The organism is Psychrilyobacter sp. (genome assembly GCF_037132775.1).
GTDB lineage: Bacteria > Fusobacteriota > Fusobacteriia > Fusobacteriales > Fusobacteriaceae > Psychrilyobacter.
In genome coordinates, this window is the sequence record NZ_JBAHZY010000126.1 from 1 (window position 1) to 18531 (window position 18531).

The window sequence follows — 18531 nt, forward strand, 5'->3', positions numbered from 1 at the left end:
AGATATTCTCTAATTAGCTCTTTTCGTGCTAATTCATCAGGGGATAAATCTTTTCTTCTTTTTCTCATAAAAAAACCTCCAAATTAATGTAATTGTAGTTTACACTGATTTGGAGGTTTACACAAAATATGAGACAGACCCCTTTTAGTTTTTTCTTTTAGAGTTGATTCATAACTAGCTTTTAATTATTTTTTTAAAAGTCAAATCCACTACATGACTATTCTCCTCAAAAAACCTATCTATCCTGCCTTCTATCTCAATTTTATTTTTTCTTTCATCCTTGCCTCTATCTTTTAGTGCTTTATTTTCTAATTCATAATTTTTAACTGCCTTGTACAGCTCCTCTACCCCATTCACCTGTATTCCAATCTCTCTAGCTACCACTTCCCTTGCAATACTCCTTACATTTTGAGTAAAAGGTCCAAAAATAGGTGGTTTCCTGTAAAATAACGGCTCCAGTAAACTATGTCCTCCCACATCTACCATGGTTCCCCCTACATATGCTATGTCTGCAATGGCATATAATTTACGCAGTTCCCCTATCTTATCCACAATTATTATCTCTGTATCATTCTTAGATAATTCTTGAATTATCTCTACGCCTTCTCTTCTTTCTTCCTTATAAATATCCGTCCACCTTCGATAGTTATACCCTTGTAGCAACCTCTGACATATATCTGTCGTTCTCTCTATATGCCTTGGAACCAATATCAAAAGATAGTCATCTAACTTATCAAAAATTTCCAACAAATATTCTTCCTCATTGCTCCTTGTACTTCCTGCTACTATTATCATCTTGCCTTTTTCATTTATTTTTTTCCTTAAATCATCCAATTCTTTTTTTTCATATTTTGGTAGTTCAATATTAAATTTTAGATTCCCATAGTTATAAACTTTACTCTCAGGAGCTCCTAAAGATATGATCCTCTCCTTATCTTTTTCAGTCTGCATGATAAATATATCTACCTCTTTAAATATCTTTCTCAGTAAAAATTTTATTTTCGTGTATGAGTCTATACTCCTATCCGATATCCTTCCATTTATCAAAACTACTTCCGATTTTTCAGAACATAAAAGGATTAAGTTTGGCCATATTTCAGTCTCTATGATCACTAATTTTTTTAAAATTATCCTTTTCAAAATTTTCTTGATACAAAAATAATCATCTAAAGGAAAAAATAAAAGATCTACTCTGATCTCATCTGCATATTTTTTTTTGGCTGTTCCCATCCCAGTATCAGTCATCATGGTCAGTAGAATTTTTTCTTTTGTTTCATCTAAAAATTTCTTGATTATAGGTTCCGCTAAATTAACCTCTCCCACCGATGCACAATGGATCCAAATGGTATCTTTTTTCTCGCCTAGGTCTATATTTTGAAATATTCTTTTTTTTACAAATTTTCTCAACTTATTAGAAAATATCATTCCTATCCCTAAAGGAAGATAGAGCATTGTCCGTATCAAATTATATATAATTTTCCTCATCCCCTGTACGGCCTTTGGCCGAATTAATATAATATTTTTTTCATGGTTGAAATCTGCCCCTATCTGCGTAATCTGCGACTAAAGCTTTTAGTCTTTCCTCTGGGTAACTTCCCCTCGGTGTTCTCTGTGTCCAATCTTTTTATTTTTTCTTTTAGACTTGATTCGTAACCAGTTCTTTATTTTTTAATTTCTTTATTTTTTTTATCTTTCCCCTTTAGGCTCACCAATACTATCCCTATAAATATTAAACTTCCTCCACCTACTATAGTCTCACTAAATGGTTCTCCTAAAAAAAAGATCCCACATATAGTAGCTATAAATATTCTACTGGAAGATATCAAACTTCCCTCCAGCACTTTCACGTATTTAAATCCATTGGTTACGGTATATTGTCCTAAATAAGCAAACACTCCCATTCCCAATAAAAGCAATCCTTCTCTCGAGGTCGGCCCCTTAAATTGATGACTAAATAGGATCACAGTTATAATTAACCCTATGCTCATAAGGTAAAATAAGATCGTATTAGAATCATCTGTTATCCGGGCTTTTCTCAGGGCAATTACCCCAATCGCTGATACAAATCCCATAAATAAACTCAATCCATCTACCCAGCTGACCATTCCTAAGCCCAATCCAGATATCAAAAATATTCCCGTAAAAGCTATAATTACTCCTACAATATTTTTTAACGTCCATCTTCCATCCGGCAGTAAAAGCGGTCCAAATATCGTAACAAATATAGGATATGTCAGGTTATATATATGTTCGCCTTGGTTGTAGTAGAGTACTCTATCACCGTAAAAAATAATAATACTGCCAATGCTGTAAAAAAACCTCTAGCCAATACCGCTTTTTTATTTACCATCTTAATTTTATATCCTGTTTTCATGAAACTTATATTTATTATTATAAATCCAATTAAAAATCTAAAAAACGTTATCTCTGTACTGGAGAGCCTACCGTCCTCTGTTATCTTCTTTACAAATAAAGTCATTATATAAAAAAATATTGTAGAAACAAATATCATCATATAACCCTTTACGCTATCCTCTTTTTTATTCATCTCTCCCCAAATTATACTTTCGTTATCTTTTCACTCCAATACTTCACTGATCGAAACCAAATGTACAATTAAACTTAATTTAAATGTATCACAGATTAAAAACCTAAACCTTTACACGAAGCTCACAAAGGAAAAGCAAAAAGACCACTAAGAATTTTTTTTAATTTTTTAATTGTTTTTTACCTTTCCCCTTTAGGCTCACCAATACTATCCCTATAAATATTAAACTTCCTCCACCTACTATAGCCTCACTAAATGATTCTCCTAAAAACAAGATCCCACATATAGCAGCTATAAATATTCTACTGGAAGATATCAAACTTCCCTCCAGTGCTTTCACGTATTTAAATCCATTGGTCACGGTATATTGTCCTAAATAAGAAAACACTCCCATTCCCAATAAAAGCATCCCTTCTTTCGAGGTTGGCGCCTTAAATTGATGTCCAAAGGGAATAACAGTCATAATCAACCCTATGGTCATAAGGTAAAATAAGATCGTATTGGAACTATCTGTTATTCGGGCTTTTCTCAGGGCAATTATCCCAATCGCTGCTACAAATCCCATAAATAAACCCAAGCCATCTACCCAGCTGACTATTCCTAAGCCCAATCCAGATATCAAAAATATTCCCGCAAAAGCCACAGCTACTCCTATAATATTTTTTAACGTCCATCTTTCATCCTTCAACAAAAACGGACCAAATATCGCAACAAATATAGGATATGTCAGGTTATATATGGTCGCCTTGGTTATAGTAGAATATTCTATCACCATAAAAAATAACAATATTGCTAATGCTGTAAAAAAACCTCTAGACAATACCGCTTTTTTATTTACCATCTTAATTTTGTATCCTGTTTTCATGAGACTTATATTTATTATTATAAATCCAATTAAAAATCTAAAAAATGTTATCTCTGTACTGGGGATCCGACCGTCCTTTGTTATCATCTTTACAAATAAAGTCATTATATAAAAAAATATTGTAGAAACAAATATCATCATATAACCCTTTACACTATCATCTTTTTTATTCATCTCTCCCCCAATTATACTTTCGTCATCTTACTACTCCAACACTTCACTGATCGAAACCAATTCTACACCTTCGTTATCTATATAATCCAACATCTCATATATAGCTTCTGCAGTTTCTTTTCTATAGTGACCAATCACTAAGATTTTTTCCCTTTCTTTGGCTAGTTCTACAGATATCTTTATAGCTTTTATAATATCTTCCTTTTTGTGGGAGTTATCTATAAAATAAGATGTATAGTAGGTAGGTATATCGAGTTCCTTAGCTACCCTATATCCTTCTTTTTTACTGTTGGTATTAGAATCTATAAAAAACATATCTTTTTTCTTTGCATAGGTTAGGAGTGATCTCATCTTTTCTGGATCATTTGTAAATCTAGATCCCATATGATTATTAAATCCCCTCACTGCTCCTAGATCTTCTATTGCACCATCAAATTTATCATAGATTTCTTTTTCAGTCATAGATGGTTTTATGAGTCCCTTAGTTCTTCTATTCAAAATTTCATTGGACCCTTCCATAGGCATGTGCAAGATAACTTCAAAGCCTTCATCCTTTAATATCTTGGTTGCCTGATTAGTCTTAGGCAGATATGGTATAGTTGCAAAGCTCAAAGGTCTATCTATTTTTTTAAAATAAGTTGTAGTTTTTGTATTCATCCCTACATCGTCTATTAATATGGCTAATTTAGGAGGAGTAAAATAATTTATCTCCAAGATTAGTTTTTTATCCCCCTTAGAATCACTATAAATAATTTTTTTGGTATCTCCTTTTAGGATTTCCCTTACCTGTAAATCTCCATCCTCTAAATCTAAATCTAAATCCGTTCCTTTTTTCAGGTCAAATATGTATTTTATCCCATCTTCTTCAATAGAACTTCCACTTGTGACTGAGTACTCTTTTACTTTTTTTATTATTTCTTCTATAACCAAATCTTCCTGTAATTTTATCTGTCTTTCATATTTATTTCCGCTCTGCCACTTAAATAATACAGCTATTATCAGGATAGATATTATTCCTATTCCATATATAATTTTTTTATTTATCCCACTCACCCCTTACGGCTTCTACCATATTTATAATATCTTACTGCTACAACACAGGAGCTTTAAAAACCTTTCTTTGACCCTGACTTTAATCTGACTTAAAGCGAAGTTTATAGTCGTTCCACTTCCGCAGGACTTTTCCTACAATGACGATTGTGTATTACTCACTAAGAAAACCTTTTTTTTTATCTTTTATCCTCTACCAGCTTTGATATAGCTCCTACTACTTCGTCTATATTCATAAAACTCGTATCTATTTCCACAGCATCTTCAGCTTTTTTTAATGGACTTTCTTTTCTATTGGAGTCAAAATCATCCCGTCTAATTATCTCACTTAAAACATCCTCAAAATTTTCATCGATACCTTTATTTTTAAAATCCAAAACTCTTCTCTTGGCTCTTTCCTCCGGAGATGCAACTAAAAATATTTTTAAATCTGCATCTGTAAATACCACAGTTCCGATGTCTCTTCCATCTAAGATAACATCTTTCCCTTCTGATATTTTCCTTTGAAGATCTACCAACTTTACCCTGACTTCCCTTATGGCAGCTACTTCAGATACTATTCCTGTAACCTCTGGAGTTCTTATTTCTAAACTTACATCATCTCCATCCACATAAAATTTCCCGTCTTTCATATCAATATTCACACTATCCAATAAATTTACTACCTCTTCTATATTATCTAAATCTACTCCATCCCTTATAGATGTAAAAGCTATCATCCTGTACATAGCCCCTGTGTCTAGATAAGTTAATCTATATTTTTTTGCTACCATCTTTGATATGGTACTCTTTCCAGAACCTGCCGGACCATCTACTGCTACTATAAAACTCACGACCTCACTCCTTTTCTAAATCAATATAGTTTTTCCATACTTATATTTGTATTGGTATAGATACATATTTCTCCTGCTACTTGAAGGCTTTCACAGACAATTTCATGGGGCTCTAACTTTGTATGTCTTTTCAATGCTTTTGCTGCGGCATAGGCATAGGTTCCTCCAGAACCAATAGCAGCTATGTCATCATCAGTTTCTAATACATCTCCAGTTCCTGATAAAACTAATAGATTATTTTTATCTGCCACTATAAGCATTGCATCTAGTTCACGTAAGGCCTTGTCTGATCTCCATTCCTTGGCCAACTCTACTGAAGCTTTTTTCAAGTTCCCACCATATTCATCCAATTTATTTTCAAATTTATCAAATAATGCAAAGGCATCCGCTGCCGCTCCTGCAAAACCTGCTAATATTGAACCATTATAGAATTTCCTTATTTTTTTTGCTTTATTTTTAAATACAGTATCTCCAAAGGTTACCTGCCCATCTCCAGCAATAGCCACCTTATCTCCGATTTTTACAGCTAATATTGTAGTTGCTCTAAATTTCAATTACACTCCTCCTATTTATTATCATATGCTCCTCGTATATCCTTGTGCTCTCCGGGCTGGTATGCCCCATAAGTTCCTGTAAAAAATGAACATTCATCCCCTTTTCTAAAAGATATACTCCAAAGGTATGTCTAAAAGTATGAGGGCTTATCTCCTTTTCTAACATCGCTTTCTTGGCATACCTATCTATTATTCTACGCAGAGATCTGTCACTTAACCTCGTTCCACTTCCATTTACAAAGATAATATCAGGATTATATTTTTCACCATATTTTTCTTCTTTTGCAATTAAATAATCTTTTAAAAATTTCTTTGCTATCTGGCTAAAAAATACAGTCCGGCTACTATTCCCGACTATTTTTATTTCCTGCTCCTCTATATCCACTATATTTTCTCCCAACGAAAGCAATTCCCCTGCTCTTATCCCACTAGAATATAGGAGTTCTATAATTAGCCTATCCCTGATTCCATTAGTTTTAGTTATATCAATCACCGATCTCAGTTTTTCTAATTCATCTTTTTTCAAAAGAATTGGAAATTTACTCACAAAGGATGGGTTATTCAAAAGTATTATTGGGTTTTTATCTATAACTTTGTTTTCTTTTAAATATTTAAAAAAAGTTCTCAAGGTAGATAATTTTCTACTTATAGATCTCTTGCTTATATTGATAGTACCTAAGTAAAGGATAAAACCCCTTAGATTTAACTCCTCTACTTCACCTATATTTTCAATGAGTTCATGTCCTACAATAAATTCTAAAAATTGTTCTAAATCTTTTTTGTAGGATTTTATGGTATTTTCACTTTTTTGCTGTCCAAACTGTTCATAGTATATAAATTTTTTTATCCGTTTTTCCAAAATTCCCCCCCACTTTTCGATACTACTCGATCCTAAACCTATCTACAGTAACCTTCTTTTGTCACGAATTATACGAATTTCTAAAAATCTACTGCAACAACACAGAAGTTTTTAAAACTTTTTTTTGACCCTGACTTAAATCTGACTCTAAAAGCGAAGTTTATAGTCGTTGAGCTTCAGCTGTACTTTTCCTACAACAACGATCGTGTATTACTCACTAAGACAAAATGGTTATTGCTTCGTCTTCCCCATTTAGGGGAAAACATAACGAGGAAGCCTGAGAATCTTCTTGATTTTCTTTGGATCTTTTTCTTGTGTGCACTTTTATTTTTTTCTAATATTATTAGAGGAAAATAAAATACTCGCAACATCTGAAATGATCTCAGTTAAGGGCGAAACCCTTAGAACCTTCTTTTTGTCGCAGATTACACAGATTCACTCGGATTAAAACTTTCTTTGACCCTGACTTAAATCTGACTTTGATTTGGACTTTGATTCTTTTTCTGGATGTTATCCTACTTCACAGTATATCTCTTGCGAGTTTCGTCGTGCCCACCATGCCCGTCAGGCATCCCACTAAGAAACAGGGATCCATGGTCTCACTTTGTAACATCTTTTAGAAAAAGTGAGCTTTTCTTTGGTTCGTTTCTTTTTCAGACTCACATTTAAAATTAGATTTAGTTACATCTAATTTTAATAATCGTGAATCGTAAATGAACCCGTATTAAAGAGGGACTCTTTAGAACTTTCTTTCAACGCAGAGACTCAGAGGACACTGAGAATCACTGAGAATCACTGAGAATCAGATGAGAGTTTCATAGAACTTTCTCTGTGTCCAATCTTTTTTTTATTCTCTTAATATTTTATTTCTTTTATCTTCTCCTCCATATACTCCACTGATCTTTCTCCTAAGGCTGTATTTCTATCCCTTTTATCCCTTACTCTTGGTCCTTCCAGTGCTCTTACAATTCCAAAATTTGGTCCCATTGGTTGGAATTCTTTCTTTCCTTCCTCTGTGATATAGTTAATTATCGATCCTGTAGAGGTTAAATCTTCCAACACAAACTCCTTTTCTCCTAACATATGGTGGTATAGGTTTATAGCTGCCATCATTCCCGTTGCCATAGCTGCCACATAACCTTCTCCTCCTGTTATTTGCCCGGCAAAAAAGATCTTTTCATTAGTTTTTAAATTTAAACTCTTGTTCAATAATTTTGTCGAATCTATAAATGTATTTCTATGCATCACTCCATATCTAATGAAATCAGCATTTTCTAATCCTGGAATCAACTGAAATACTCTTTTTTGTTCTCCCCACTTTAAGTTGGTTTGAAATCCTACTAAATTATATAATTTTCCATCTTTATCATCCTGTCTCAATTGAACCACTGCATAATCTTTCTCTGTCTTACGAGGATTTGTTAATCCTTTTGGTTTTAATGGCCCAAATAAGAGTGTCTTTTTTCCTCTGCTGGCCATTTTTTCCACCGGCATACACGCTTCAAAAACTTTTTCTTCCTCAAAGTTTTTAAGGGGTGATCTTTCCGCAGCTATTAACTCATTGTAGAAGTTATCATACTCTTCCTCAGTCATCCCACAGTTTATATATGTTCCATCTCCCTTATCATATCTAGACTGGTAATAAACTTTTTCTTGGTCTATCGATTCCAACGTTACTATAGGAGCTACTGCATCATAGAAATAAAGGTTAGTTCCACCTGTTAATTCTAAAATTTGATCTGTTATTCCAGTCGATGATAGCGGTCCGCTGGCTATTATTACATAGCTATCCTTTGGAATTTCTATTAATTCTTCCCTGATTATCTCTATATTTTTTTCGGCTTCGAGTCTCATAGTTACCATTTCCGCAAACTCCTCGCGACCTACTGCCAATGCCTGCCCTGCCGGCACACGAGTTTCATCAGCTATTTCTACTAAAAGAGATCCCATCATACGAAGTTCTTCTTTCATTAATCCAGATGCATTGGATAAGAGATTTGAACCCAATGAATTACTACAAACTAATTCTCCAAATTTATCTCCAGTATGTACCTCTGTATTTTTTACTGGTCTCATCTCATATAATTTTACCCTTGCTCCCCTTTTGGCAAGTTGGTATGCTGCTTCACTCCCTGCTAGTCCTGCCCCTATTACTATTACTTCCTCTATCTTTTTCATGTTTTATTTCAGCTCCTTATTTTTTCGAGTTCTTCTGATTTTTTACTCTTTATTATACTAAGTTTATCGGACTTTTCAAAGTTTTTTTCCTATATAATTGTAAAAAAAAGAAGAAATTACCACTACGGCAACCTCCTCTTCTGTAAATACTTATTCAAAAACTTCTGTTGCGTTATCCACTTCCATCCCTAGAGCTACCCTTAAAGCTACCATACTTACCTCCAATTGCTCTAAATCTGGTTCCTTAGTTGTTATTTTTTGTAGACTAAGCCCAGGTACGGCTATCAGCTTATATATTGGATTATCCAAGTGTTTACTGCTGTATTTTTGGAATTCATAGGCTAATCCTGCTACCAATGGCATAAATACAATTCTTAAGACAGCTTTTAATCCAACTTTCATCCACATATTATCAGGTTGAGGGATCATAAAATCCAAGCTTGAAAACACAACTATACTTATTAACATCACTATAAGTAAAAAACTCGTCCCACATCTAGGGTGTAGAGTCGTATATTTTACCGCACTTTCCTTGACTAGCTCCTCATCATTTTCAAAAGCATAGATGCATTTATGCTCAGCTCCATGATATTCAAAGACTCTCTTTATCTCTTTAAAAAAAGATATAGCCTTTATATATATAAGAAAAAATAATATTCTGAGTATACCTTCAAAAATATTTGCATTCATTCTGTTGTCTTTAAACATAAAACTACTCAAAACTGAAGGTAAAACCATAAATAGTCCTACTCCTAAAGCTAGAGCTGCTACTACAGTCATCATCAATTCCTTGTCCCCTAATTTCTCTTCCTCTTCTCCAGCCTCGTTGGCAGAAAATGACAACTCTTTAGTTCCCAAAATTAGAGTTTCAAACAGGATTGCTCCTCCCCTGATAAATGGAATCTTAGTCAAGAAATTCATAGATGGTTTTAATTTTGTTACTTTATAAACTATTTCCCCTGTGGGTCTTCTCACTGCTGTAGCCAGTGCTTTTGGACCTTTCATCATGACACCCTCTATTACAGCCTGTCCACCTACCGAAATCTTTTTTCTATCCATAATTATATTACTCCTCCTGATATTACTCTACACAAATTTTATCGTCCGTGTAAGTTATGAACTATCCCTGCATAAAATAAAACTTTTTTGTCACGAACTTTTAAATCTTTTTTTTTACCCTGACTTAAATCTGACTTTAAAAGCGAAGTTTATAGTCGTTGTGCTTCAGCTGTACTTTTCCTACAACAATGATCGTGACTTACTTACTAAGACAACATATAAAACCTTCTTAACTTTCTTTGGTTCGTTTCTTGTGTTAAAACAAGAAATGAACCCGTATTAAAGAGGGACTCTTTAGAACCTTCTTTTTCGTCGCAGATTACTCAGATTAAAACATCTTTTTCTGGATTAAAGTTTCTATCTTTGACACAGAAATTCACCGAGAATCAGAGTTCCACAGAGTTTTCTCCGTGTTCCATGTTTTTCTCTTTTTATTTTCATTTATCTTCTAGAGTTAATTCGTGACTAGTTTCTTTATTTTAGTTATCAACTATTTAATTTGTTTTAATTTTATCATGAAAGGAGGTTTTTTTCAATTCTACACATATTCTAAGGTAACCGACTTCCCAAATGTTTTTAAGATTGCCTCTAGTTCTACTACTACCTTTAATTTAATATTAAAGTCAATGGGGAAATCTGGATTTTGATGGGCAGGATTCACAGCAGTTCCTGCCACTATATTTATATGACTGACGTCAAAGAGGAGTAATCTCCCTAGGACTCCTGCTCCATCGTCACTGCTGATCTCATGGCCTTCATAGATATATTCTTTTATATATTCCACAGTTTTATTCAGTGTCAGTAATCCCTCTGTCACCAAGCCTACTCCCCTCATATAACCCACTGGTGGCAGATTACTTTCATATCCATCTAGATCGATCATAATTTCTTCGTTCCAAGCCTTGGATATTATATTAGCTGTAGTTCCTCCACTGAGTACTACAATCCCACGAGACTCCCCCACTCTTTTTATAAATTTCTCGTCATCTTCTATATTTTTAGGAGGTCCTGTAAATAGATTTAAATATTTTACAGGTTGAAATTTTATCGACAAAACAGTGGTGTCATCTCCTGGTTTATCATTGTACAGAGTTTTACAGACATCCAGTAAACTGTTAGTTATATCGGTTGCATATTTTTTCTGAGATATATCTCTTAAAAAATCATTTATATTTTCCCACTGCCAACCCAAATTAAGATATTCTCCTACCCCTGCATGAACTGCTTCATCACTGACTACAGTCAATAGATCTCCGGGATAAAATTTGAAACGACTTTCAAAAATTGTTTTTCCCTTTATAATCCTTTTTTTTCTATCTATAGACACATCACAACCGTCTCTATAAAAAAAGGTAGGAGGATTTTCATATTCCACCATATAACAGTCACCATTATTTTCTAATTTTATAATTGTAAAGGTAGAATATGCAAGCTTTCTTACCTTACATTCAGGGAGAGTATTTATTATTGTCTCCAAAGTCTCATCGATAGTAGCCCCCCCTTTTAACATTGTAATAGCTATCTTCGAAGTCAGGGTAGCCAAAATATTTGCCTTGACTCCACTCCCCAGACCATCTGAGAGTACCAAAAGAGTACCATCTTCTGTTTTTATAATTTCTACCTTATCCCCACATAGTTCCTCACCAAATTTGTTTATACTTTTATATGAAGCATCTATATAATATTCCATTAAAGATTCCCTTCCTTGTTAAATACATCCTTTAATTTATTAAATGCAATCTTAGATTCTGCCGTCGTTTCTCCTAATAAACTAGCTATTTCCTGAGCTATTCTCATTTGTTTTTCCACCACTGTCTGGGTTATCTCAAAAGTTTTTTCCTTTAAATTTCTTATCTCTTCCTTTCTCAATTCATCACTGGTTATATCAGTAAGCAGTATTAATATCTCTTCTCTTGGATTCATAGATATAATACTTACCCTCATATAGAGTGTCCCGTCCAAAAATGATTCTTTTTTCCAAATAATATTTTCCTTTTCGGAAACTACCTTATCTAATTTTTCCCTGGATATAAACTCCTCTATAGACCGTTCCCTTGCTTCTTTTGGAGATATCCCAAAATACCTGCTAAAAGCCATATTGCTCTCTATTATCTCATATTCATTGTTTAATATAAGAATAGCGTTAGGTGAATTTTCAAATATTTCATTGCTAACTTTGTCAGCACACTTTTTCATATAGTGAATACACATCTCCTTATGAGACATCCCTCTATATATGGATATAGCTTTTTCACGGCAGGTATCGTATCCACATCCACCGCAGTTCAATTCATCCTCTTTAGTATATTTTTCCAAAGTCCCCAGAATCTCTATGATCTCTTCCTCATTAGGCACCCTTCCCTCAAATTTTTTATTGTGGAAACTAGCACTAAAATCTATCTCATGGGTTGGATCATTATTTTCTGCTATTTTATTATTTCCATTTAAATATTTTTTCAAGGTCTGTACCCGAGAAAAAGTAGTCGAAGAAGCATTTGATCCTCCTGGACCGCCAAGACAGCTTTGTTTACACACACTCACTTCTACACAGGTACCTGTTATACTCCCCTTGGATAACTCATCAAAAAGTTCAATACATTCATCTAAACCATCTACCCTTAATTGGGTCAAGCCCTTTTCTTCAATGCTCTCACTAATTCCCTCTAAGATTCCTCCTACTACAGGATAGCTACTCCCAAAATTACTTCCAAACCTGTCTACATCAACAGAATTTTCATTTTGATAGTCTATCCCTTCATCTTTTAACCACTGGAATACCTCGTCAAAGGTCAAAACTGCATCTATCGCTCCTGTGTGTTTTTCAGAGAGTGACTCACATTTTTTGGCTATACATGGTCCCAGAAAAACTGTCTTTTCCTTTGGCCGTTCTTTTTTTAGTAGATAGCCATGGGAGATCATAGGTGATGTAAAAGGCATTAGATATGGTATCAACGTCGGATAATATTTTTCTATCAAAAGAACTACCGAGGGACAACAGGTGGTTATATAGATTCCACGGTCACCGGTCGATATATATTTTTCATATAATCTCGAGGTAATGTCAGCCCCTACTGCCGTTTCCTCTATGAGATTAAATCCTAATCTTTTCAATCCCCATATAAAACCATTGGATTTTTCATAAAACCCCCTAAAAGATGGGGCTATAGAGATATTTACACTCTCTCCATCTTTTAGCGCTTTTTTCACGTAATCGAGGTCAGAATGAATATTTCTGGCATTTTGAGGGCAACTAGTAAAACAATGTCCGCAGACAATACAATGATCTGAAACTATATGAGCCTGGTCATCCTCTATCTTTATGGCTTTTACCCTGCATGTTCGAACACATTTATAACAATTACTACAATTGGCTTCTGAAAAATTCATGATCTTCATAATACTCTCTCCTTGATTATCTCTTTAAATTTCCCCTCTGTATTTTCCTTGGAAAAAGAATAGATCTCCTCCTCATTGTCTATAACAACAGATACTCCTTCGGTACAATTGTTCAAACAAAAACAAGCTTTTAATTCCACCTCTTTTTCTAACCCCTCTTCCTCTATTATCTTTGTAATTGTTTTTATAACATCATAAGAACCCTTTATATGACAGGCACTCCCTACACAAACCTTTAAAATCATCTTTCCCCCCTTGTATAGTTTTCAACCACCTAAAAATATTAAAATGTTTTTTCCCAAATTATACATCTCACTAATTTTATCTCTTAATATTTAATTATCTTTTCAATAATAATATACCACATTAATTTAGTTCTTTCATGGATTAAAAAAGTATTCTGTGAATTAATTACTTTGTATTTAAGACGGTGGTAAATCTATTCAAAAAACTTCTTTCAAATATTTTAATTGGATCGATATAAACTTAATTTTTAAACACTAAAAAGGACTTTTTACTTTGCTTATATGTCAAAAAATCCATTGACACATTATAATAAATATGATATTATGTTCTAGTTACGCGTAGGTGGGGTTATCAGCAACCTGTGCCTGGCGACTAAATTTATGGAGGTGTTACAATGTACGCAATAATCAAAACCGGTGGAAAACAGTACAAAGTTGCAGAAGGTGAAATATTAAGAGTAGAGAAATTAAATGCTGAAGTTAACGAAACTGTTGAAATGACAGAAGTTTTATTAGTATCTAACGAAGGAGAAATGAAAGTAGGAACTCCTGTAGTAGAAGGTGCAAAAGTGTTAGTAGAAGTATTATCACAAGGTAGAGCTAAAAAAGTTATTAACTTCAAATACAAACCTAAAAAGTCAACTCATAGAAGAAAAGGTCACAGACAATTATTCACTGAAATCAAAATCACTTCTATCCAAGGATAATGACTGAGATTACTCTCATTAGACAGGATAAAAAAATTGTAGGATTTCGTGGATGGAATCATGCTGAATATGGCGAACATGGTAGCGATATCCTGTGTGCTGCAATCAGTGCGATTTTACAACAAGGAGCAGCTGGTATTCTAGAATATCTAAATATCCCTGCGACTTATTCAACTAATAATGAAACTGGATTTTTAAGGCTAGATCTTAAAACTCCAGATGAAGAAAAGTTGAAAAAATTGAATATGACTATTCATAGTTATAATCAAATTGTTTATAAAAAAAAGAGGGAAATTAAAGCAATATTAGAAAGTATGGCAGTGATGCTAGACCAACTAAGAAAGCAGTACCCCAAATATATGAAGATTTTCGAAGAGGAGGCTAATTAATGTTTAGAATTGAATTACAACTATTTGCTAAGAAAAAAGGACAAGGTTCTGTAAAGAACGGAAGAGACTCTAATCCTAATTACTTAGGTGTAAAAAAATATGACGGTGAGAAAGTAGTAGCTGGAAACATCGTTGTTAGACAAAGAGGGAACAAATTCCATGCTGGAACTGACATGGGGCAAGGTAAAGATCATACTTTATATGCTTTAGTTGATGGATATGTTAAATTTGAAAGATTAGGTAAAACTAGAAAGCAAGTTTCTATCTACGCTGAAAGAAAAAGTTTAGTATAAGCTTTTCAAATAAATCCCAGCATTTTGCTGGGATTTATTTATTATATACGAGAGATTTAATTTTGAAAATTGAAAGTGGAAAACCAAAATACCAAAATTTTATTTTCAACTTTTAATTTTCAAATGAGTTAGAACAATAGGAGGAAAATATTTATGTTTATAGATGAGGCGATAATCACTGTCCATGCCGGTAAAGGTGGAGATGGTGCAGCGACATTCAGAAGAGAAAAATATGTACAATTCGGAGGTCCTGATGGTGGAGACGGTGGAAATGGTGGAAGCATCGTATTCGTAGCCGATAACAATCTTACTACCCTGGTAGATTTTAGATATAAAAGAGCATTTGTAGCAGAAAGTGGTACCAATGGTGCTAAAAAAAGGATGCATGGTAAAACAGGTGCAGACCTTATCATCAGAGTACCTGTAGGTACTATGGTAAGAGACTTTGAAAGTGGAGCACTATTACTCGATCTAAATATAAACCAGGAAGAGAGACAATTATTTCAAGGTGGAAAAGGTGGAGGAGGAAACATTCACTTTAAGAACTCAGTGAGAAGAGCTCCTAAGATGGCCGGTAAAGGTCGTAAAGGTAAGGAACTTAGAGTCAAATTAGAATTAAAATTATTAGCTGATGTAGCCTTAGTTGGATACCCAAGTGTAGGTAAATCAAGCTTTATCAATAAAGTTTCAGCTGCTAAATCAAAGGTTGCAAATTACCACTTTACTACTCTATCTCCTAAATTAGGTGTTGTAAGAGTAGGAGACAACAGATCATTTCTGATGGCTGATATTCCTGGACTTATAGAAGGAGCCCATGAAGGTGTCGGACTTGGAGACAAATTCCTAAAGCATATCGAAAGATGTAAGATGATCTACCATGTAGTAGACGTCTCTGGTATAGAGGGAAGATCTCCTGAGGAAGACTTTGAGAAGATCAACAATGAACTGGAAAAATTTAGTAAAAGACTGTCTGGTAAAAAACAAATAGTTTTAGCTAACAAGATGGACCTATTATATGATATGGAAAAATATGAAAACTTTAAGATCTATATGGCAGGAAAAGGGATAGAAGTATTCCCTATATCTGTAATTCTTAATGATGGGCTAAAGGAAGTTGTAAACAGAACTTGGTCGTTATTAGAAGAGATTCCTCGTGAAGAGTTAGAGGAAGAAACAGATGTACTAAACATCTTAAAAGCTATTGAAGATAAAAAACCTGACTGGCTTGTAGAGATAGATGACGAGGGTGTCTTTGTCGTTACCGGTAAGATTGTAGAAAACGTACTTAACACCTATGTCTTTAATGACGATGAAGCTATAGTAAGTTTCATACACGTTCTTAAAAACCTAGGATTAGAAAATCAGTTGATCAAAGCTGGAATAGAAGAATGGGATACAGTTAGAATTGAAAATGTAGAATTCGACTTCATTACCTAATCATAAATAAAAAAGGTTCTAGAAATTTCTAGAACCTTTTTTTTAGTGAAGTCTTTGACCCGTCTCCCTATCTTCTATCTCTCCTATCATCTCTATCTCTTTGCCATCTCAAGTATCCTAGATTTTCTACCTTGGTAGAGCCATCTTCATAGGTGGTAACTATAGTTTTATCACTTTCACTATATTCTATAGAAATAACTTTTTTAGCAGGCTGAAAGTTACTGCAGCCAATAAAGATTGTTGATATTACCAGTATCATTAAATATTTAAGCATCTTCATAATATAACCTCCTTATGTTTCTACAATTTTTTAAAACAATTTATACTTAAATAAATTATTTTAATATGTAGATACAGAGATTTTTCGGGGTCAAAAACTTCATTCTTATTTAAAATATAACATATATATATACTAAAAAAAAGTGCACACAGATGCGATATATATATATATTCGAAAAGAAATAAACTTAGATTAAAAACCTTAGTCATGAATAAAATGAATTATTACAGGTGAAAATATAAGAAAAATCAAAAAACTTAGTTCTCCATCAATACTAATATTTAATGATCAAGATATATAGGTGTATTTTCAAATGTTTTTAAATTTAAGATTCAGTTTTATAATCTTTATTCACTTAGATTCGTGTGCGTTCTTTAAATAACAATGAAATTTTAAACTATAAGAAAAAGGATTGATTACTCAACCCCTTATCTTATATAAATATATTTAATTTTTTTACTTAGAATGATGTACTGATTCTAACTCCTGCAGATAATTCATTTCTATAAGATTGATCACCAGCATCTGATTCATAAGCACCTGTTGCTGTGTAAGTAATATACTTTACATACGGCACTACGTTAACGTCTCCTAACTTAGCTCTATATTGTACTTCTGGTGCAACATACATAGACACGTTGTCAGCTTCACTTTGTAACATTGAGTAAGCCTCTAAACCAAATTCGGTCTTGAAGTAGATGTTCTTTGCAATTTTTCTTTCATAGTCTAAATATTGCTCAATAGATACTGCAAATTTATTGTCTGCATCAATGTTTCCTTCAAATACACCATTAGCATAAGAACCCTCTTTTTCGTTTCCTGCGAAATCAAGGTAGACAGTTCCATAAGTTGACCAGAATCCAGTTGTTCCTAACCTTCTATAGTTATCAATTTCTATCTTAAATGCAGTAGTTTCACTAATATCATCATAGGCTACAATAGGACTGATGTCCATTGCAAATCCATTATATGTAGTTGATATTTTTGGAGTAAATCTCCATAATCTCTTTTTTGAGAAATCTCCAATTGTTAGATCTTTTGCGTCAGATGTAAAGTTTTCTGCAGTATCATAACCATATGACAACATTGGTGCGAATGCCCACTCTTTACCTAACATATCAAATGTTCCAACTTGATAGTCCAATCCAAATTTAGTATCCCATCCTTCACTTTGTTTATTCCAATTTTTATCAAAATTATAATCTCTATCGACACTATAAGCAAATCCTAATTTACCCATGTTTAATTTACCCTCTGCCACTGTCCACTCTATCTTGTTAACAGACTCTGAATAGTTATCATTTGTAGTCTCTTTGTCCGATCTTCCAGGACCTTGCCATGATCTTACTCTTACTTCACCTGCATAAGAACCACTGAATTCACCCATCATTCCTGTTTGTCTAGTTTCTAATAACCCTTTGATTGCGGTAGAATCAGTAATTGAAATAACTGATGCAGCCTTTTCAGCTGTTATAGTTGCATCTGCTTCTGTTGGTGTTGGTGTATGAACTGCAAATGTTGTAGTTCCTAATACTAGGATTCCTGCTAATAATAATAATTTTTTATTCATGTTTTTTTTCCTCCTAAAATAATTTCAAATTTGTTTTTATGTTTCCTTTTAAACTCTTTCTAGTTGAAAATTGTTACTTTTTATCCTGTTATTA

The 18531-nt window shown here is 33.5% G+C and carries 19 protein-coding genes; 4 read left to right on the forward strand and 15 right to left on the reverse strand.

The features are described 5' to 3' along the window. Window positions 1-174 precede the first annotated feature (174 nt). The 13 genes from V5784_RS08390 to V5784_RS08450 form a co-directional block, all read right to left on the reverse strand. Window positions 175-1485: a glycosyltransferase N-terminal domain-containing protein gene (locus tag V5784_RS08390; RefSeq protein ID WP_336888581.1), complete on the reverse strand. Its 1311-nt coding sequence runs from the start codon at window positions 1483-1485 to the stop codon at window positions 175-177. A 176-nt stretch (window positions 1486-1661) separates the two neighbouring features. Further along, window positions 1662-2129: an EamA family transporter gene (locus V5784_RS08395; protein ID WP_336888582.1), complete on the reverse strand. Its 468-nt coding sequence runs from the start codon at window positions 2127-2129 to the stop codon at window positions 1662-1664. A gap of 104 nt (window positions 2130-2233) precedes the next feature. Continuing rightward, window positions 2234-2548 (reverse strand): EamA family transporter, encoded by a 315-nt coding sequence (locus V5784_RS08400; protein WP_336888583.1) that lies wholly within the window; start codon window positions 2546-2548, stop codon window positions 2234-2236. Between the two features lie 160 nt (window positions 2549-2708). After that, window positions 2709-3587 carry a DMT family transporter gene (locus V5784_RS08405; protein ID WP_336888584.1) on the reverse strand — a complete coding sequence of 293 codons (879 nt, stop codon included), beginning with the start codon at window positions 3585-3587 and terminating at the stop codon, window positions 2709-2711. A gap of 30 nt (window positions 3588-3617) precedes the next feature. Then, window positions 3618-4640, reverse strand: coding sequence for a divergent polysaccharide deacetylase family protein (locus tag V5784_RS08410; protein WP_336888585.1), 1023 nt, complete (start codon window positions 4638-4640; stop codon window positions 3618-3620). 176 nt (window positions 4641-4816) lie between these two features. Next, a complete protein-coding gene (gene cmk, locus V5784_RS08415) occupies window positions 4817-5470 on the reverse strand; it encodes a (d)CMP kinase (RefSeq protein ID WP_336888586.1) in 654 nt (217 codons plus the stop codon). Window positions 5471-5490: 20 nt separating this feature from the next. Continuing rightward, the gene (gene hslV, locus V5784_RS08420) at window positions 5491-6024 is read right to left on the reverse strand and encodes an ATP-dependent protease subunit HslV (RefSeq protein ID WP_336888587.1); all 534 of its coding nucleotides are present in this window, start codon (window positions 6022-6024) and stop codon (window positions 5491-5493) included. Beyond that, window positions 6014-6883, reverse strand: a complete 870-nt coding sequence (locus V5784_RS08425) for a tyrosine-type recombinase/integrase (RefSeq protein WP_336888588.1) — start codon at window positions 6881-6883, stop codon at window positions 6014-6016. The genes hslV and V5784_RS08425 overlap by 11 nt, the downstream gene beginning before the upstream one ends. Before the next feature lie 855 nt (window positions 6884-7738). Next, entirely contained in the window at window positions 7739-9061 is a 1323-nt protein-coding gene (gene trmFO, locus V5784_RS08430) for a methylenetetrahydrofolate--tRNA-(uracil(54)-C(5))-methyltransferase (FADH(2)-oxidizing) TrmFO (RefSeq protein WP_336888589.1), read from the reverse strand. A 150-nt stretch (window positions 9062-9211) separates the two neighbouring features. Continuing rightward, window positions 9212-10120, reverse strand: coding sequence for a DUF1385 domain-containing protein (locus V5784_RS08435; RefSeq protein ID WP_336888590.1), 909 nt, complete (start codon window positions 10118-10120; stop codon window positions 9212-9214). A gap of 538 nt (window positions 10121-10658) precedes the next feature. After that, a complete protein-coding gene (locus V5784_RS08440; RefSeq protein WP_336888591.1) occupies window positions 10659-11810 on the reverse strand; it encodes a SpoIIE family protein phosphatase in 1152 nt (383 codons plus the stop codon). Continuing rightward, window positions 11810-13516 (reverse strand): [Fe-Fe] hydrogenase large subunit C-terminal domain-containing protein, encoded by a 1707-nt coding sequence (locus tag V5784_RS08445; RefSeq protein ID WP_336888592.1) that lies wholly within the window; start codon window positions 13514-13516, stop codon window positions 11810-11812. Before V5784_RS08445 ends, V5784_RS08440 begins: the two co-directional genes overlap by 1 nt. Further along, complete coding sequence (locus V5784_RS08450) at window positions 13513-13761, reverse strand: (2Fe-2S) ferredoxin domain-containing protein (RefSeq protein WP_336888593.1); 249 nt, start codon at window positions 13759-13761, stop codon at window positions 13513-13515. Before V5784_RS08450 ends, V5784_RS08445 begins: the two co-directional genes overlap by 4 nt. Before the next feature lie 395 nt (window positions 13762-14156). Here V5784_RS08450 and rplU point away from each other — a divergent pair, with 395 nt between their 5' ends. The 4 genes from rplU to obgE all read left to right on the forward strand — a co-directional run bounded on the left by rplU (window position 14157) and on the right by obgE (window position 16587). Continuing rightward, entirely contained in the window at window positions 14157-14468 is a 312-nt protein-coding gene (rplU, locus tag V5784_RS08455; protein WP_336888594.1) for a 50S ribosomal protein L21, read from the forward strand. Beyond that, window positions 14468-14857, forward strand: a complete 390-nt coding sequence (locus tag V5784_RS08460; protein ID WP_336888595.1) for a ribosomal-processing cysteine protease Prp — start codon at window positions 14468-14470, stop codon at window positions 14855-14857. The genes rplU and V5784_RS08460 overlap by 1 nt, the downstream gene beginning before the upstream one ends. Next, window positions 14857-15150, forward strand: a complete 294-nt coding sequence (rpmA, locus tag V5784_RS08465; RefSeq protein WP_336888596.1) for a 50S ribosomal protein L27 — start codon at window positions 14857-14859, stop codon at window positions 15148-15150. Before V5784_RS08460 ends, rpmA begins: the two co-directional genes overlap by 1 nt. 153 nt (window positions 15151-15303) lie before the next feature. Next, window positions 15304-16587: a GTPase ObgE gene (gene obgE, locus V5784_RS08470; RefSeq protein WP_336888597.1), complete on the forward strand. Its 1284-nt coding sequence runs from the start codon at window positions 15304-15306 to the stop codon at window positions 16585-16587. A gap of 67 nt (window positions 16588-16654) precedes the next feature. Here the strand turns inward: obgE and V5784_RS08475 are convergent, their stop codons facing one another. Both V5784_RS08475 and V5784_RS08480 read right to left on the reverse strand, forming a co-directional pair. Beyond that, a complete protein-coding gene (locus tag V5784_RS08475) occupies window positions 16655-16867 on the reverse strand; it encodes a hypothetical protein (RefSeq protein WP_336888598.1) in 213 nt (70 codons plus the stop codon). 460 nt (window positions 16868-17327) lie between these two features. Continuing rightward, window positions 17328-18437, reverse strand: a complete 1110-nt coding sequence (locus V5784_RS08480; protein ID WP_336888599.1) for a hypothetical protein — start codon at window positions 18435-18437, stop codon at window positions 17328-17330. Window positions 18438-18531 lie beyond the last annotated feature (94 nt).